At 45.8% G+C, this 15,211-nt stretch carries 12 protein-coding genes and 1 pseudogene; 8 read left to right on the forward strand and 5 right to left on the reverse strand.

The window, feature by feature from the left end; translation table 11 throughout:
- Positions 1-84 precede the first annotated feature (84 nt).
- Complete coding sequence (locus CP943_RS02090; protein WP_079289378.1) at positions 85-2,166, forward strand: glycosyl hydrolase family 18 protein; 2,082 nt, start codon at positions 85-87, stop codon at positions 2,164-2,166.
- A 58-nt stretch (positions 2,167-2,224) separates the two neighbouring features.
- On the opposite strand, the gene CP943_RS02095 is transcribed toward CP943_RS02090, so the two are convergent.
- Positions 2,225-3,175, reverse strand: a complete 951-nt coding sequence (locus CP943_RS02095; RefSeq protein ID WP_023857791.1) for a trypsin-like serine peptidase — start codon at positions 3,173-3,175, stop codon at positions 2,225-2,227.
- 171 nt (positions 3,176-3,346) lie between these two features.
- Here CP943_RS02095 and CP943_RS02100 point away from each other — a divergent pair, with 171 nt between their 5' ends.
- The 3 genes from CP943_RS02100 to CP943_RS02110 all read left to right on the forward strand — a co-directional run bounded on the left by CP943_RS02100 (position 3,347) and on the right by CP943_RS02110 (position 6,593).
- On the forward strand, positions 3,347-4,120 hold the full coding sequence (locus CP943_RS02100; protein ID WP_020450052.1) for a glucose 1-dehydrogenase: 774 nt from the start codon (positions 3,347-3,349) through the stop codon (positions 4,118-4,120).
- A 158-nt stretch (positions 4,121-4,278) separates the two neighbouring features.
- Positions 4,279-5,109 carry a DUF1835 domain-containing protein gene (locus CP943_RS02105; protein ID WP_025810799.1) on the forward strand — a complete coding sequence of 277 codons (831 nt, stop codon included), beginning with the start codon at positions 4,279-4,281 and terminating at the stop codon, positions 5,107-5,109.
- 86 nt (positions 5,110-5,195) lie between these two features.
- Positions 5,196-6,593 carry a YcdB/YcdC domain-containing protein gene (locus CP943_RS02110; RefSeq protein WP_025810798.1) on the forward strand — a complete coding sequence of 466 codons (1,398 nt, stop codon included), beginning with the start codon at positions 5,196-5,198 and terminating at the stop codon, positions 6,591-6,593.
- A 53-nt stretch (positions 6,594-6,646) separates the two neighbouring features.
- On the opposite strand, the gene CP943_RS02115 is transcribed toward CP943_RS02110, so the two are convergent.
- Positions 6,647-7,498, reverse strand: coding sequence for a sulfurtransferase (locus CP943_RS02115; protein WP_186440101.1), 852 nt, complete (start codon positions 7,496-7,498; stop codon positions 6,647-6,649).
- 154 nt (positions 7,499-7,652) lie between these two features.
- On the opposite strand from CP943_RS02115, the gene CP943_RS02120 reads away from it, so the two are divergent.
- Positions 7,653-8,081, forward strand: coding sequence for a cell wall hydrolase (locus CP943_RS02120; RefSeq protein ID WP_023857795.1), 429 nt, complete (start codon positions 7,653-7,655; stop codon positions 8,079-8,081).
- Between the two features lie 46 nt (positions 8,082-8,127).
- Here CP943_RS02120 and CP943_RS02125 read toward each other — a convergent pair.
- Positions 8,128-9,049: pseudogene (locus CP943_RS02125) on the reverse strand (LLM class flavin-dependent oxidoreductase).
- Between the two features lie 297 nt (positions 9,050-9,346).
- Here CP943_RS02125 and CP943_RS02130 point away from each other — a divergent pair.
- Positions 9,347-10,693, forward strand: a complete 1,347-nt coding sequence (locus CP943_RS02130) for a C40 family peptidase (protein WP_105980687.1) — start codon at positions 9,347-9,349, stop codon at positions 10,691-10,693.
- 51 nt (positions 10,694-10,744) lie between these two features.
- Here the strand turns inward: CP943_RS02130 and CP943_RS02135 are convergent, their stop codons facing one another.
- Positions 10,745-11,557, reverse strand: a complete 813-nt coding sequence (locus CP943_RS02135; RefSeq protein WP_105980688.1) for an ABC transporter permease subunit — start codon at positions 11,555-11,557, stop codon at positions 10,745-10,747.
- Positions 11,554-12,441: an ABC transporter ATP-binding protein gene (locus CP943_RS02140; protein WP_105980689.1), complete on the reverse strand. Its 888-nt coding sequence runs from the start codon at positions 12,439-12,441 to the stop codon at positions 11,554-11,556. The genes CP943_RS02135 and CP943_RS02140 overlap by 4 nt, the downstream gene beginning before the upstream one ends.
- Before the next feature lie 148 nt (positions 12,442-12,589).
- On the opposite strand from CP943_RS02140, the gene CP943_RS02145 reads away from it, so the two are divergent.
- Positions 12,590-13,177: a TetR/AcrR family transcriptional regulator gene (locus tag CP943_RS02145; RefSeq protein WP_023857800.1), complete on the forward strand. Its 588-nt coding sequence runs from the start codon at positions 12,590-12,592 to the stop codon at positions 13,175-13,177.
- A gap of 113 nt (positions 13,178-13,290) precedes the next feature.
- Entirely contained in the window at positions 13,291-15,186 is a 1,896-nt protein-coding gene (locus CP943_RS02150; protein ID WP_103750335.1) for a DUF2207 domain-containing protein, read from the forward strand.
- Positions 15,187-15,211: the final 25 nt, after the last annotated feature.

Genomic DNA, 15,211 nt, shown 5'->3' on the forward strand with positions numbered 1-15,211 from the left:
GTCAAATGGATAGAAAACGATAAAGAGAGATTTGGGAAAAAGCTTCTCACGTCTCTCTTTATGGACAAAGGAGTCTGAATAAACATGAAGATAGCCGCTTCATCTATTTTATCCTGTGTGCTGCTCCTTGCGCTTTTTATCCCGAACCGGCACATTTCTGCAGAGACTTCAAATGAACAACCGGACTGCCGTCCGGAAGGGCTTTGGGACTCAGGCGTTGAACATGTGCCGTACTGCGATGTATACGACCGGGACGGCCGTGAAAAGCTTGCCAATCAGTTAGACCGGAGAATCATCGGGTACTTTACAAGCTGGCGTACTGGAAAAGGCAATCAAGATCGTTATTTAGTAAATGATATCCCCTGGAAGTACTTGAGCCACATTAATTATGCGTTTGCCCACATCGGGGAAGATCATCGGATTTCAGTCGGAGATGAGACAGATGAGAACAACCCGTCCATCGGGATGACCTGGCCGGAGCATTCCGATGTAAAAATGGATCAAACCTTGCCGTATAAGGGGCATTTTAACCTTATCCATCAATATAAAGAGAAATACCCGAATGTAAAAGTTTTGGCGGCTGTCGGCGGTTGGGCCGAAACCGGCGGTTATGTTGACAGGGACGGGAAGCGGATTCCAAGCGGCGGCTTTTATTCGATGACAACGAATGGAGACGGATCTGTAAACCACAAGGGTATTCACACCTTTGCGGAGTCGGTCGTTGCGTTTCTCAGAAAATACGAGATCGATGGAATCGATATTGACTATGAGTACCCTACATCAATGCAGGATGCAGGAAATCCTGCAGATTGGAACATCGCCAATCCGCGGCGCAACGGGTTAAATAAAAGCTTTGAGGCATTGATGAAAATATTAAGAGAAAAGCTTGATCAAGCGTCCGCTGAAGATGGAAAGTACTACATGCTGACCATTGCAGCGCCATCATCGGCATATTTACTGAGAGGGATGGAAACGTTTAAGCCGCTTCGATATGTCGATTATGTCAATATCATGTCCTATGATCTTCATGGAGCCTGGAATGAGTTTGTCGGACCGAACGCTTCTTTATTCGATAACGGCGAAGATGCCGAACTCAAGCATTCCAACATATATACTACGCCGGAATACGAAGGGATCGGATATTTAAATACGGACTGGGCTTACCATTATTTTAGAGGAGCTATGGAATCGGGGCGAATCAATATCGGTGTTCCTTATTATACGAGAGGCTGGAAGAATGTGAACGGCGGAGTAAACGGGCTGTGGGGAACATCCAAAAGCGCAGATTGTCCTCAGGGACTCAGGCAATGCGGTGACGGAGCAACTGGAATCGATAATATTTGGCACGATAAAGATGAGCAGGGGAATGAAATTGGAGCAGGGGCAAACCCGATGTGGCACGCCAAAAACCTTGAAAAGGGCATTGCCGGTTCTTATCTGGAAAGGTATGGATTGAGCAAGGCTGATTTGACAGGCGCTTATCAAAGGCATTATGACGCGGGGCTGGCAGCGCCTTGGCTTTGGAATCCAGAAAAGAAAGTGTTTCTATCGACAGAGGATGAGGAATCGATCAAAACGAAGGCGGATTATGTCGTTGATAAAGGAATCGGGGGTGTCATGTTTTGGGATTTGAGCGGTGATTATGACTGGTATCCCGAACGAAACGGCAATAAAGGAGAATACGATATTGGCAATACTTTAACGAGCACGCTGTATCACAAATTCTCGGATACAACACCATACGATAACCGGCTCAGCACATCGCCTTTTCCTGATGAATCATTGGATGTAGACATAGAGCTGACGAACTTTCCATTAGGAGATCAAAATTACCCGATCCACCCGGTAATGAAGCTGATCAATAACAGCGATGTCACGATTACGGGAGGTTCTGTTATCGAATTTGATGTGCCGACATCCACTTCCCCTCGGTTTGGAAGCTGGAGCGGCGATCAAGTTGAAGTGATTGCTAAAGGGCATACGGGACCGAACATTGGCGGACTGACGGGAGATTTCCACCGCATCGGAGTGACTCTATCAAGCTGGAAAACGATTAAACCTGGTGAGGCGGCGGAGTTTCAGCTTGTTTATTATTTGCCGATCAGCGGCCCTTCAAATTTCACGATATCAATAGATGGAAAAAAGTACAGGCTTAAAGTGAAGTAAGTGTGCAGCCGTTAGATATAACAGCCCGTTCCAAAAGGAGGCGGGCTGTCTTCGTGTGTTATTGGGCGCTGTTTTTCCAGTTGCTCAAATTGTCAAACACTTCTTTTGTAATCCGGGTGCCTCTGTTGTACGAAGAGCCGCCGTATACTCCATTTGTGTGGACGGCAAGCGAGCATGGACCGCTGCAGTTCGTTCTTGAACTGCTTTGTTCGAATACCGGTGAACCGCTCTGGCCTCCGTACGTGTCCATTGCATACTGCAATTTATACGTTTCGGAGATGGCAATCGGTCCTGAATGCTGCCATTGTGTGCCTGTTGTTTTATCGCCTGGATAACCGCTGATAGTAACAGTTGTCCCGACAAGTGATGAAGTGGTGTACGAGTATCCGAAGTATCCGACAGTATTGCCGATTGGTTCGCTTAGTTCGATTGCACCGTAATCGTAATTGGTGTTACCGCTTCTCCATCCTGACGGAATAAAGTAGCGCGTCGATTTAACAGAGCCGTAAGGGTAGCTTGTCCCGTTCCGTCCCGGCGAAACAGTAGCTGTCCCGGCAAATGAACCGCTTGATGTGTCATAGATGCAATGTCCGGCTGTTGCGACGGTTTTCGGACCGATCATCCATCCGGTGCACGAACCGATGCTGCTTGAAATATGAACGATCGCTCTGTACGGATATGCGCTTGTGTTGGTCACCCTTGTCCGATCATCAGAACCAATCACCGATTTAATGCTGTAAGGAGCTTTGGCGGAGGACTCTTTTGCCGTTTTTTCCTTTGTTTCATTCACTTTGCCGGTGCCTGTAAATGCCTTTGAATACGAGCCGTATTGATCGCTTTTCATGTTTGGATCATAGGTAACCGATGTTTCCGCTTTGTATGAAGGATCGCTTGAAACAGGAGAATGAGGCGATGGTGCGGCTTGGGCCGGGTGGATACCTAAAGAATAAATAGAAATACCAATGAGACCTGTGATCAAACCTCGTTTAACACTCTTTTTACTAACCAAATCGTATCACTTCCTTATTTTGTTGTAAGTTCAAGTTAGATATTAACAAAATAATTCTGAATTTTCCATATGTTTAAAAAAGATCATACTAGAGGCATGTATTAACATTTTGTTTGATCATATTGATACCGGGTAATGTACATGAAGAAAAGAAATTGAGGGGGGTTTAAGTTGTACAGTGATTTAAAAGGAAAAACAGCAATTGTGACCGGTTCTTCAAAAGGTATAGGTAAGGCGGTTGCAGAACGGTTTGGAAAAGAAAAGATGAATGTGGTTGTCAATTATCACAGCGATCCCGGAGGCGCACGGGAAGCCGTCGACAATATTCAAGCAGCGGGCGGAAACGCCCTTGCGGTAGAAGCTGACGTGTCTTCTGAAGAGGATATAAAAAAGCTGATTAAATCAGCAGTTGAACATTTCGGCTCACTTGATGTCATGGTCAATAATTCAGGATTTAACGGCGCAGAAGCCCTCCCGCACGAACTTGAACTTGGTGAATGGCAGAAAGTGATCGACGTTAATTTAACCGGTACGTTTCTCGGCGCACGGGAAGCCTTAAGATATATGGCGGACCGCCACATGAAAGGGAGCATACTCAATATATCAAGCGTTCATCAGCAAATTCCGAGGCCGAAAAATGTTCATTACTCCGCTTCAAAAGGCGGAATGAAGCTTTTGACAGAAACGCTTGCCCTTGATTATGCGGACAAAGGAATCCGCGTCAATTCGATCGCGCCGGGAACGATCGCAACCGAAAGCAATGAAGACTTGGAGGGAAGCCACAAGTCGGCACAGCTGAAAAAGATACCGATGAACGAATTTGGCGAGCCTGAACAAGTGGCTTCCGCAGCGGCATGGCTTGTGTCGAAAGAAGCCGCCTATGTAACGGGCGCGACTTTGTTCGTTGACGGCGGTATGACGCTTTACCCGTCACAGCTGGAATAGCAAGTGCATTTTTCAGCTCCCGTTCTGCCTTTTTCGAATGGCGGAATGGGGGGTTTTTTATTGCGTCACCTTTTATATCCTGTTTTTGTATATAATAGTTAAAAAGATGAGTTTAATAGCTTTAATGCTATTACAACTTAACTAACAAGGAGATTATAATGCAAAACAATGTCGTTCACATTGCCTTCGGCGAATCTGCCGGCGGCAGTATTAACATGATGCTCAAACAGTCGGGAGGAACCCAGGAAAAGAGTCTGATCGTCATTCCTGAATTATTTTCCATCGGGCCGCTTCAAAACCTGGAAATTAAAGAAGGCAGGGTCAATCGTTATGAATGGTTGAAAACATATCTCAATGACCGATTTCACGAGCTTGGAGAGATATACAGCCGTTTTGAAGATGCGGTTTCTGCATTAAGCCGTATTCAGGAGCAAGCCTCCGTCTTTATGTGGACGGGCGATCATGCACACGAACAAACGGGCCTGAGATTTGTACATCATATCCTTCGGCAAATGAACCTGGCTGTTTTCCATCTGAATACGTCGAAGTACTTTCCCTATACCCGAAGTTCTGGTGAATTGAATGATGAAAAACTGAGATTCATTTATGAACAAGGGGATCAGTCGGCTTTGACAGCCGCTGAAAGACGGGGCCTTGCGGAGGAATGGACAGCGCTGTCTCAGCAGACAAGCGTGTTGCGAGTATGGGAAGACGGCAGAATTAAAAGCGTGAAAGAAGACTTTTATGATTCGTTCATCATCGGCAAGCTCGCACAGCTTCAAAAAAACCGTTCAACCAATACCTTTATCAACTGTCCCCGCCTGATCGGCGAAGTCATTGGCCATCTGAAGGAGAACATCGGAGATGAATTCATCGAGTACCGCATTTTAGAGCTGATCCGCAAAGGCATTTTTGAGATGGAAGGCGTACCAAAAGGAATGAGATATTTTAGCATAAGGTTAAAATCGCCATTTAAGTTCACCATTTAAATCCAATTATCTCAATTTTCATGAAACGATTAATGGTATATTTCGTATACATAAGGAGACGAAAATGAAAGAGAGGTAGACAGGATTTGGTTCGTGAACAGTTAAAACAAAAAGCGCAGTCCATCAGTAAGGTTCCCTCACATTATCAGCTCATGATCGAAGATTACGGAGAAAAGGACGAAAAAGAGAGGCCGGTTTTTTTCGTCTGGAAGGATATTGAAGAGCCGGATCAGGACATATCGGTAGAGTTAGATCATCACGGCCGCTTAATCAGTTTGACAAAAGAGTATGAACCGGCGGTCGAGGAATCTCTTCCAGAGGAAAGGCTGCTGAAAATCGCCCTTCAGTTTACAGAACAGCATTACCCGAGTGCGTCTCATGAATTTGTTTACCATGAAAAGAAGGAAACAGAACAATTCGTCCGTTTTACGTATGTTCAGACTGTCCTTGATCTTCCGCTGCCGCAAACAGGCTTTTACGTCAAGGTCGCCAAGAACGGAGAGGTGATGGAGTTTCGCTATAACGGTGGAACAAGCTCTTTCTCCATTCCAAAGCAGATCGCTGATAAGGAATCGGTGACAGCCGATTATCTTAAACATATTCAATTCGAATTGGCGGTCGAAAAAGTCCGCAGTGAGCTTTATGAAGGGGGAGATGATCGCCCGCATCTCATTTACGAAGCAGACTTGCCGTTTTTCAGCTATCCTGCCGATATCACGGGAAAATGCCATATGAAGCCTGCGGCGGATGAAGAGGAAGAGGAGGAAACATTGCCGCTCCCTTTGCTGCCTGAGGCTGACCGTCATGCTGATATCGATGACATGATCGGCTATACTCCTTCGATGCGGAAAATCCGTGAAACCGATATGGGAGAGTCAATTGGAACGGTATGGCGCCTGGGAAACGAACCTGAGCCGAGAGACCGGAGTATAGCCGGCTATTTCGAAACATGGAACAAAAATACGTTGAAAATCATGAAAGATAAAAAGTCAGGGAAGCTCAAAGGGGTAGCTTCTTTCATCAAATCAGAAGGACACCTTTCCTTGAGCGTGGAAGACTGCTTGAAACGGGCGCTGCAATTTTTGTACAAGCTTTATCCCGGCGCAGATCAGCTTTTTCGAATGCATCCGGCGGAAAATGACGGGGACAGGCAAAACGCTTTTTTTCAATTTGATCTTCAATACAAAGAGGTGCCGTTAAGGCTTGGCTCTGCCAATATCAGTATCAGTCGGACAACCGGCAGGGTCGTCGGTTATAACGGTCCGGAAATCGAGCCGGAAGCGCTGGCCGATCTGAGTCCTTCGCCATCTATTTCAGAGGAAGAAGCGAAAGCGGTTTTTGCAGCGGCATTTGATGTGAAGCTGCAATGGGAAAGGGATTACAGTCGGGAAAAGGATGACTTCTACAGGCTTATTTACCGGCCGGTCTACCCGTACTTTATCGATGCCCATGACGGAAAGGCGTTTATGAGCAAAAACATGTAATAAACGGCGGCTGGCTAAGGCACAAAGGCCCCCGGCCGCCGTCTCTTGTAAGATCAGGTGTCGTCCTCTGTCCCAGTGGAGATCGGATGGTCGGGGTAGCTGATCCAATCGCTCCAGCTGCCGGCATACAGCTTCACATTTTCAAATCCGGCTTCTTTCAGGCCGAGCACATTTGGGCAGGCTGATACGCCCGATCCGCAATAGACGACAATTTCACTGTCCGGGTCTAAAACAGCATAGTGCTGTCTGAGTTGTTCTTTGCTTTTCCATAATCCGCTTTCGGTCAGATTGCCTTTCCAAAAAAAGTTTTTGGCTCCGGGAATATGGCCGGCCCGGTGATCGAGTGGCTCGTTTTCCCCTGTGTATCGAGAAGGATCACGCGCATCAATCAGGATGGAGTTTTTTCTGCCGATTCGCTTCAGCACGTCTCCGGCATCAAGGAGTTCGTTTTCTCTGAGCGCCGGCTTAAACTCGCGCTGGATAGGACGGGGAACCTCGGCGGTCATCGCATAGCCCGATTTGATCCAGTTGGACAGACCCCCATCCATAATATAGACGCTGTCATGCCCGAGGTAGTGAAGCTGCCACCAAAAGCGCGCTGCAAACATGCCGCCGCTGTCATCATAAACAATGACATCTGTTTCCCGGTCAATGCCGATTTTCCCAAGCTTTGCGGCCAGACGGTCAGGGTCTTGAAGCGGATGTCTGCCGCCGTGCACTTCCGCATTACGCGACAGATCCTCTTTTAAATCAATGTAAACGGCTCTCGGCACATGGCTTTTCGTATACGTTTTCCGGCCTTCGTCCGGTTTTGTCAAATGAAACCTCACATCGACAATAACCGTTTGGTCCGGATTTTCCCTTAATCGTTTGTATACCCATTCAGGGCTTTTCAATACTGACAATCCGATCCCTCCGCTCCCCTTTGTTTTTTCTCGGGTTCTGATAATAGAAGAATAGCTTTCTTTCAAGGGGAATGTCAAAGATAAATCCCGAAATCGTCATCACCTAAATGAAACAGAATATGATAAAGGTGACGACATCATGGGGGTGACTAATATGGCAGTAGTTAAGGCTTCTTCTAAAGATATCAATCTTTTGGCCAGACTTTTGAGAGCGGAGGCTGAAGGCGAAGGCGTGCAAGGAATGCTGATGGTCGGAAATGTCGGAATCAACCGCATCAGGGCAAACTGTTCCGACTTTGTGGGACTTCGCACCATTCCGCAGATGATCCATCAGCCGCATGCGTTTGAAGCCGTGACGCACGGTTATTTCTATCAAAGGGCACGGGAAAGCGAAAGGCGCTTGGCGCGCAGGGCGATCAACGGAGAGCGGCTCTGGCCGGCAAAGTTTAGTTTGTGGTATTTCAGACCGGCAGGGGCGTGTCCCGCACAGTGGTATAATCAGCCGCATGTCGGCCGCTTTAAAGCGCATTGTTTTTATGAGCCGACAGCGGAAGAGTGTGAGAATGTCTATAATACGTTTTAATAAAAACATCCCTTTTCAACGGATTTTGAAAAGGGATGTTTTTTGGTCAAAATAACTCTGCAAGTCTTTCGTAAGACTGCTTCTTATCTTCAAACCGGTAAACGTTCGTCAAAACCATAAACTCATCTGTTTGATACCGGTCAGAGAGCTCGAGCAGTTTTCTTTTGACCGTTCGAGGAGACCCGATCACCATACGGCTGCGGTTGTGGGCAAGCTTTTTTTTATCGGCAGCGGTGTAAGTGGCAGATTTTGCCTCCTCAATGCTTGGGACAAGACTGTCCAATCCTTTTTCAACTCTTAGAAGCCATAAATCCTGGCTCAAGCAAAGCTCCTCAGCTTTTTCATCGGATTCCGCACAAACGACGAAAACGGCGGCTAAAGATTGGGGGCGCTTAAAGAAAGGAGAAGGCCGAAAGCTTTCCCGATATAATTGAAAGGCGTTCCTCCCTCTTGCGGAATTGATGAAATGTCCGAATACGTATCCCGCTCCCATGTCACCGGCCAATTTCGCGCTGTTTTCTCCAAGCCCTAAAAGCCACACCTCCGGCGGCCAACAAGTCTTGAAGCTGTCTCGGGAATTCGTCCAGGCTTTTATGAACCCCGTCTGTCAGCGCCAGCCTCGTTTTGGCTGTGCCTCCCGGAGAGCGGCCGATCCCCAGGTCAATCCTCCCGGGATAAAGGGCTTCAAGCTGCCGAAAGCTTTCAGCCACTTTAAAGGGACTGTATTGAGGAAGCAGAACACCGCCCGAACCGACGCGAATATTTGCAGTTTTTGCCGCAATGTGTGCGATCATGATTTCGGGAGCGGTACTGGCAAGTCCGCGTGTGCTGTGATGCTCGGCAAACCAATACCTTTTGTACCCCCATTGATCCGCGAGCTCTGCCAGCTCTGCAGAATGCTTCAAGGCTGAATACGCATCTGAGCCTTTTGATATTGGAACCTGGTCAAGAACACTGAGCTGCATCATTTGTCACCGGCCTTCCTTTTCAGTAAGACAAGCATATGAAAAACAGCAGGAAGGGTCAAATCGAAGAGAATACGAGAGTTAAAACAAGATGAGTCAAAACATGACACTGCTGAAACAAAAACGAAATATAAATGTAATATAAATTGACGCCTATTGTCGAAAATAGATGGTATAATAACGTCTGTACATCGGTAACGGATATATTAATCATAGGTCATAAGATTCATTTTTTAATAATGTTCAAGCGAATTTACATAATGAAAAAACAAGAATACATAAAGGAAAGAGGAGTAGAAAGTGAAAAAAAAGGTTTATACTTTTGGTTTAGCGTCGATTCTCGGAACAGCTAGTCTATTTACCCCCTTTATGAACAACACGGCATCGGCAGAAACCTCTCAGCAAAAACAAGAAATTCAGCAAAAGCGTTCTGAAGTGAATTCAGGCATCGAGGGCAAGCGGAAAGAAATCGCCAAGCTGCAAGACGAGCAGAAAAAGCTTGAAGCCAAAATCCAAGAGCTTGATAAAAAAGCACTTGAAACAAGCAACAAAATCGAAGACAAAGAAAAAGAAAACAAAAAAACCAAAAAAGAAGTGGAAGCTCTGAAAAAAGAAATCAAAGAAACTGAAAAGCGGATTGAAGAGCGTTCAAAAGTGATTAAAAATCGCGTGCGCAGCCTGCAGGAAAACGGCGGATCCCAAAACTATCTGAATGTCCTTCTGGGCGCACAAAGCTTCGGAGATTTTATCACTCGTGCAACGGCTGTTTCAACAATTGTTGACGCGGATAAAGACCTGCTTGACGAGCAGGAAAAAGATAAAAACAAGCTTGAAAAAGCAATGTCTGACTTAAATACAAAACTGGATGAAATCCAAAAAACTTTAGCCGATTTAAAAACGCTTAAATCGGATCTTGATAAACAGCTGAAAGAACAGGCGAACCTTTCTAAGCAGCTGCAAACGAAACAGGCGGCAGCAGAATCAGAGCTGAGCGATCTGAAAAAAGAAGCGGGCTCACTGACAAAAGAAGAAGCCGCTCTTGAACAAAAACTTAAAGAAGAAAGAGCTGCAGTGGCTGCAGCAGCAAAAGCGAAAGAAGAATCTGCTACGGCTGAAAAGTCAGACTCAGGATCAACCTCAGGTTCAGTCAGCAAATCCAACGGATCGTCCAACAGCGGTTCTTCAAGCAGCAAGAAAAGCAGCAGCCCGTCAAGAAACTACTCTTCCGGTTCTGTTGTAAGCAGCAATGGAAACGCAATTGAAGCTGCCATCAGCACAGGTTCAAGCATCGTCGGCAGATCTCCGTACGTATGGGGAGGCGGACGTTCTCAAGCTGATATCGACAACCGTCGTTTCGACTGCTCATCATTTGTGCGCTGGGCTTATGCATCAGCAGGTGTAGAGCTTGGATTCGGTGCGACAACAAGTACGCTTGTCGGCAAAGGACGAGCTGTGAGCGCGTCTGAAATGAAGCGTGGAGACTTGGTCTTCTTTGACACATACAAAACGAATGGCCACGTGGGTATTTATCTTGGCAATGGAACATTCTTGAACGATAACAGCTCACGCGGGGTATCCGTCGATTCTATGAGCAACCCGTACTGGAAAGCGCATTTCAGCGGAGTTGTCAGACGGGTCGTTGAATAAAATATCATACAGAAACAAACGCCGTTCCTGATCGGGAGCGGCGTTTTTATATTACAGCGGCAAGTCGCGCTTTTTAAAGATGAGAATGCTGAGTGCGAAGGCGGCAAAACCGACCGCGGCAAGAACAAGAGACACTTGAGCGATATCGGCGCTCCCGTTTACAATATCGCCAGGTCTGAATAAAGAGAAAACCGATAGGCTCCTCATCCATTCCGTCTTTTCGCTTAGTTTGCCGAGCAAGTCGAAGCTGAAGAATAAAAACGTGATGCCTCCGGAAAGTCCGAGGGCTCTTTTTTCGTCATTTGAAATGGCCGAAAAGAGGAACGAGATGCCGCCGACGGCAAAGAAGAGCAGAAAGCCGAGCAAGTTCAGAACGAGAAACCTTGACACATTAAAATCGTAATCACCGCCCAGCATCAAATGGTAGCCCGCCAGCCCGGCCGCTGTCGTCACGGTCATAATGATCAAAAGACCTGTCGTTAAAACGGCTGCTTGGGTGAAAGCCACTTTGCCGCGCGTTGTCGGCGCAGACAGAATATAGGCCATTGACCCTTGATCCACGAGCTTTGCCAAAAGCTTAGTCGACAGCATGACAGAGAAGATCGACAAAATCACGATAAAGATTAAACCGTAATACTCTCCAGACATAAAATCTTCAAGATTCCCCAGTCCGTTTTCAAACCCAAAAGCATTGAGAAAGCCTTCCGGCATCGATTTGATCATTTTCTCAATATCCTCCGCATTGCCCGCGATGCTTGGATAAATGCCCAGTATCAAAAGAATATAGAAAGCGGAGCCTGCCCCGTAGCTTATGATTCCTTGCATGTTTGTTCTCATCATTTGTTTGTACAGGGAGAAGTTCATTTCACTGTCCCCTTTCTGTCATAGTAGTTCATGAAAATCTCTTCCAGGCTTTGTGAAGAAGAATCAATGTGCCGAATGTGATATTTGGCGGTTTCTTTAATAAATTGATCATGGTTCCCTAAAACGGCCACTTTGACACGATTGTCCGTCCGGGATTCGATTTGCAGATCCGAATTCATGAAGGCGGGAATGTCGCCCTTGTTTTCAAATGTAACTTCGAATACCTTTCGCTGCATCGACTGCAGTTCATGGATATCTTTGACGGCAATGATGATGCCGTCTTTTATAATGGCGGCTCTGTCACAGGTTCGTTCGATTTCAGGAAAGCTGTGGGAAGACATTAAAAACGTCGTTCCTCTCGCTTTTTCTTCGAGCACGATTTCAATAAACACTTTTTGCATCAGCGGATCGAGGCCTGAGGTCGGTTCATCAAGAATGATGACTTCAGGGCTGTGCATAAAGGAAGCGACAATCCCGACTTTTTGCTTCATTCCTTTCGACATTTTTCTGATCGGCGTATGAACATCGAATTGGAGCCGTTCGATGAGTTCATTGCGCTTAGCTGTATCTTTTAAACCATGCATGTTTGCCATGAAATCGAGAAATTGTTTTCCCGTCATTCCTTCGATAAATGCAATCTCTCCGGGAAGATAGCCGATATGCCGCTGAATGTCGCCTTGATGATTCCGGATGTTCATTCCGTTTACTTTGATATCGCCTTGATCAGGCTTCATAAACCCCATGATATGTCGAATGGTTGTTGATTTTCCAGCTCCGTTTGGACCTAAAAATCCAAACACTTCACCTTTTTGAACATGAAATGAAACATCAAATATACCTTTGCCATTGGAAAACTTTTTCGTAAGACGTTCAACTGTCAGCATGTGACACCTCCAAAATGAAAATTATGAAATAATAGTGATTAATAATTACAAAACTAATTTTACGTTCTTATGAACTTTTTTGTCAACGGAATTAGTGAAATATTTTTATGTTATAATTTCATTAAGAAAGATATGTAAGGATGGTTATATGAACGGATTTGAAAAAAGGGCTTTGCTGATTAAAGAGAAAATCAAAAAGACGGCTTTGGATATGCTCAAAACATGGGAGCCAAAGCGCATCCGGATAACCGATATCGCAAAAGCGGCAAATGTTTCGCAGGTGACGATCTATAATTACTTTGGAAGCAAAGAAGCGCTCCTGAAAGAGGTTTTCAAAGATTATATCGATCAGTCCATCAGCGATTTTGAAGAATATATGAACAAAGATATTTCCGTTAAAGAAAAGATTGAATTGATGATTTTGCAGAAAAGGGAAGCCAATAATCAAAAATTTGCTCTAACGGTCGTCAAAGAGGTGATGATCGAAGACAGTGAAATAATGGATTATGTAAAGCGGCAATACGATGAAAAAATCATTCCCCTTATGCTCCAAATGATTGAAAAAGGTCATCGGTCAGGCGAAATCTCTCCCAAGATCACCGCGGAAAGCTTTCTCATCTTTATGAATATGATCATTGAACATTCAAAAACTTTGGGTGAAGCCTTTGAAAAAAACAGACAGTTTACAGAGGAAATGATGCATATTTTCTTTTATGGCTTGTGCGGCAGACCGTAGATGTGCTTTTATAATAAAATTGTCATCTCTGTCATTTCTGTGAACCGCTGAAACAATTTCCTTGCTTTTCCGTATATAAGGCAGATACAAAAAACGAAAGGATTTACTAAACGATGAAGCACTCCTTTTTCTTTTTTATGTTCATTGCCTTTTTTCTCGTCACAGGCTTTTCTGAAGCAGGCAAATCCTTTTCGATCGAGCGGGCTGATATACGCGCGACAGTAAAAGAAAACGGTAATTTAAGCGTAGAGGAAGTTTACACATACGATTTTAAAGGCTCTTTCGAAGGGGCGACAAGATCGTTCAGCGAAGAAACCGCGAGCCGCTTGAAGAATTTTAAAGCCTATCTGCTTCCCAATCATCAAAAAAAAGGCGATCAAGCCATCCCGTTGAAGACAAAGAAAGAAGACGGGACTTATTATGCTTATTCGGCATCAAAGGATGAAACAAAAAAAGTGATGTTTCGCTATGTGATCGAAGATGCCGCCCAAAAGTTTGAAGACACGTCGATTTTGATTCATTCATTTTACCAAAAGGCAAATACGGATTTCGGCCGGGTAAAGATTGAAGTGCATCTGCCTGATTCGGTAAAGGCACGTGATATTCATGCGTTTTTGCGTGAAAAAGGAAACGGAAAGATTACGAAGGTGAACGATTCATCAGTCATCTACGAGACAGGACTCTATCGCGCAGGCACGGGCTCGGAACTGAGGATATATTTTCCGCAGAGCGCCTTGAAAGAGGCGGTCCGGCACCCTTCTTATCAGACAAAGGATGAGCTGCTGAAGGAGGAGAAAGACGAGGCGAAACGCTACGCCGATCGGGATGAACGGATTGCCGGCGCAGACAGGATGATTTGGATATTTTCGGGGATTGTCGGGTTCATGGTCATCATGGCTGTCATGCTTTCGTTTTTGAAGAAGAGACGCCGTGCCATGCTTTCGTTTGCAGAACTCGAGTCCTTAGATCCTGTACTTGTCGCTTTTCTTTACAAAAAAGGCCGTTTCACAGACCGTGATCTCCTGGCCGGCATGCTTTCGCTTTATCAACGGGGATTGGTCACTATGCGGAAGGTACAGGCGGAAGAAAGGTTTCTTGACGATCCTGAGGCGCCTGATGACACATACCAATTCGAATTTTCCGGGAGCAAGGCGGATTTGCCAAAGCCTGATCAGCTCTTAATTGAAAAACTTTTTGAGCAAACGGGCAGCGATACCTATATGTTCAGGCTGGATTCCCTCAGCGGGCCGACTGAGGAAGAATGCAAGCATAAGGAACAGCTGGGCAAATATGAACGAAAGAGGATCATTCTTCAAAACGTGGTTCAAAAATGGACGGAAAGTGTCAGACAAGCGCCTGAATTCAAGGAGCTGTTTCAAGAAAACCGCTGGCTGAGAATGCTGTCGCTTTCACTGCTTTCGGTCCATACCGGACTCCTGCTCTTTATCCTGTATGCAGACGTGGTGCATCAGGCCGGATTCATGGCGGCTTGCGTCATATTTGGCTTTGCACTGTCGGCGGGCATTGTTCTTGCAAAATCAAAGCTGTATACGATTTTGTTTTTGGCCGGCTTGTTTTTAGCATCTGTGTTTATCGACAGCATCCATACCATTTTGTATTACGGCATATGCGTCGGGCTGTCTATCTTATTGATTGCCTTCATTCCGGCCGTAAAAGAGAGCAGGTACGCTTCCATCTGCCGAAGATCGATTCTTTCTTGGAGAAACCATCTGAGAAAAGAAGATTTGTTTTCAGGGAGAAGCCTGTCTCAAAACGAAAAGACGATGATCTATGCAATTGTGCTTGAAGTTGAGGATGAATCTGCAGGATGGTTTAATCAATCAGCAAACAGGCTTGATTACGCTTCCCCTGTCCTGGGTATGGCCGCAGCAGGCTGTTTGCATTATCCGTTTTACAGCTGGCAGCTGCCGTCTTCGCAGGAGCACGCCGGGGCATATGATGCGGGCGGTCCCGGAGCGGGCGGAGGCGACGGGGCAGGAGCTTTTTAAGCAGAAAAGGGGCCTATCGGGTAAC

It is taken from the genome of Bacillus paralicheniformis (assembly GCF_002993925.1).
GTDB lineage: Bacteria > Bacillota > Bacilli > Bacillales > Bacillaceae > Bacillus > Bacillus paralicheniformis.

Coding starts and splice junctions, on each gene's coding strand:
- CP943_RS02090 (WP_079289378.1), top strand. CDS start 85: ATGAAGATAGCCGCTTCATCTATTTTATCCTGTGTGCTGCTCCTTGCG.
- CP943_RS02105 (WP_025810799.1), top strand. CDS start 4,279: ATGCAAAACAATGTCGTTCACATTGCCTTCGGCGAATCTGCCGGCGGC.
- CP943_RS02120 (WP_023857795.1), top strand. CDS start 7,653: ATGGCAGTAGTTAAGGCTTCTTCTAAAGATATCAATCTTTTGGCCAGA.
- CP943_RS02135 (WP_105980688.1), bottom strand. CDS start 11,557: ATGAACTTCTCCCTGTACAAACAAATGATGAGAACAAACATGCAAGGA.
- CP943_RS02140 (WP_105980689.1), bottom strand. CDS start 12,441: ATGCTGACAGTTGAACGTCTTACGAAAAAGTTTTCCAATGGCAAAGGT.
- CP943_RS02145 (WP_023857800.1), top strand. CDS start 12,590: ATGAACGGATTTGAAAAAAGGGCTTTGCTGATTAAAGAGAAAATCAAA.
- CP943_RS02150 (WP_103750335.1), top strand. CDS start 13,291: ATGAAGCACTCCTTTTTCTTTTTTATGTTCATTGCCTTTTTTCTCGTC.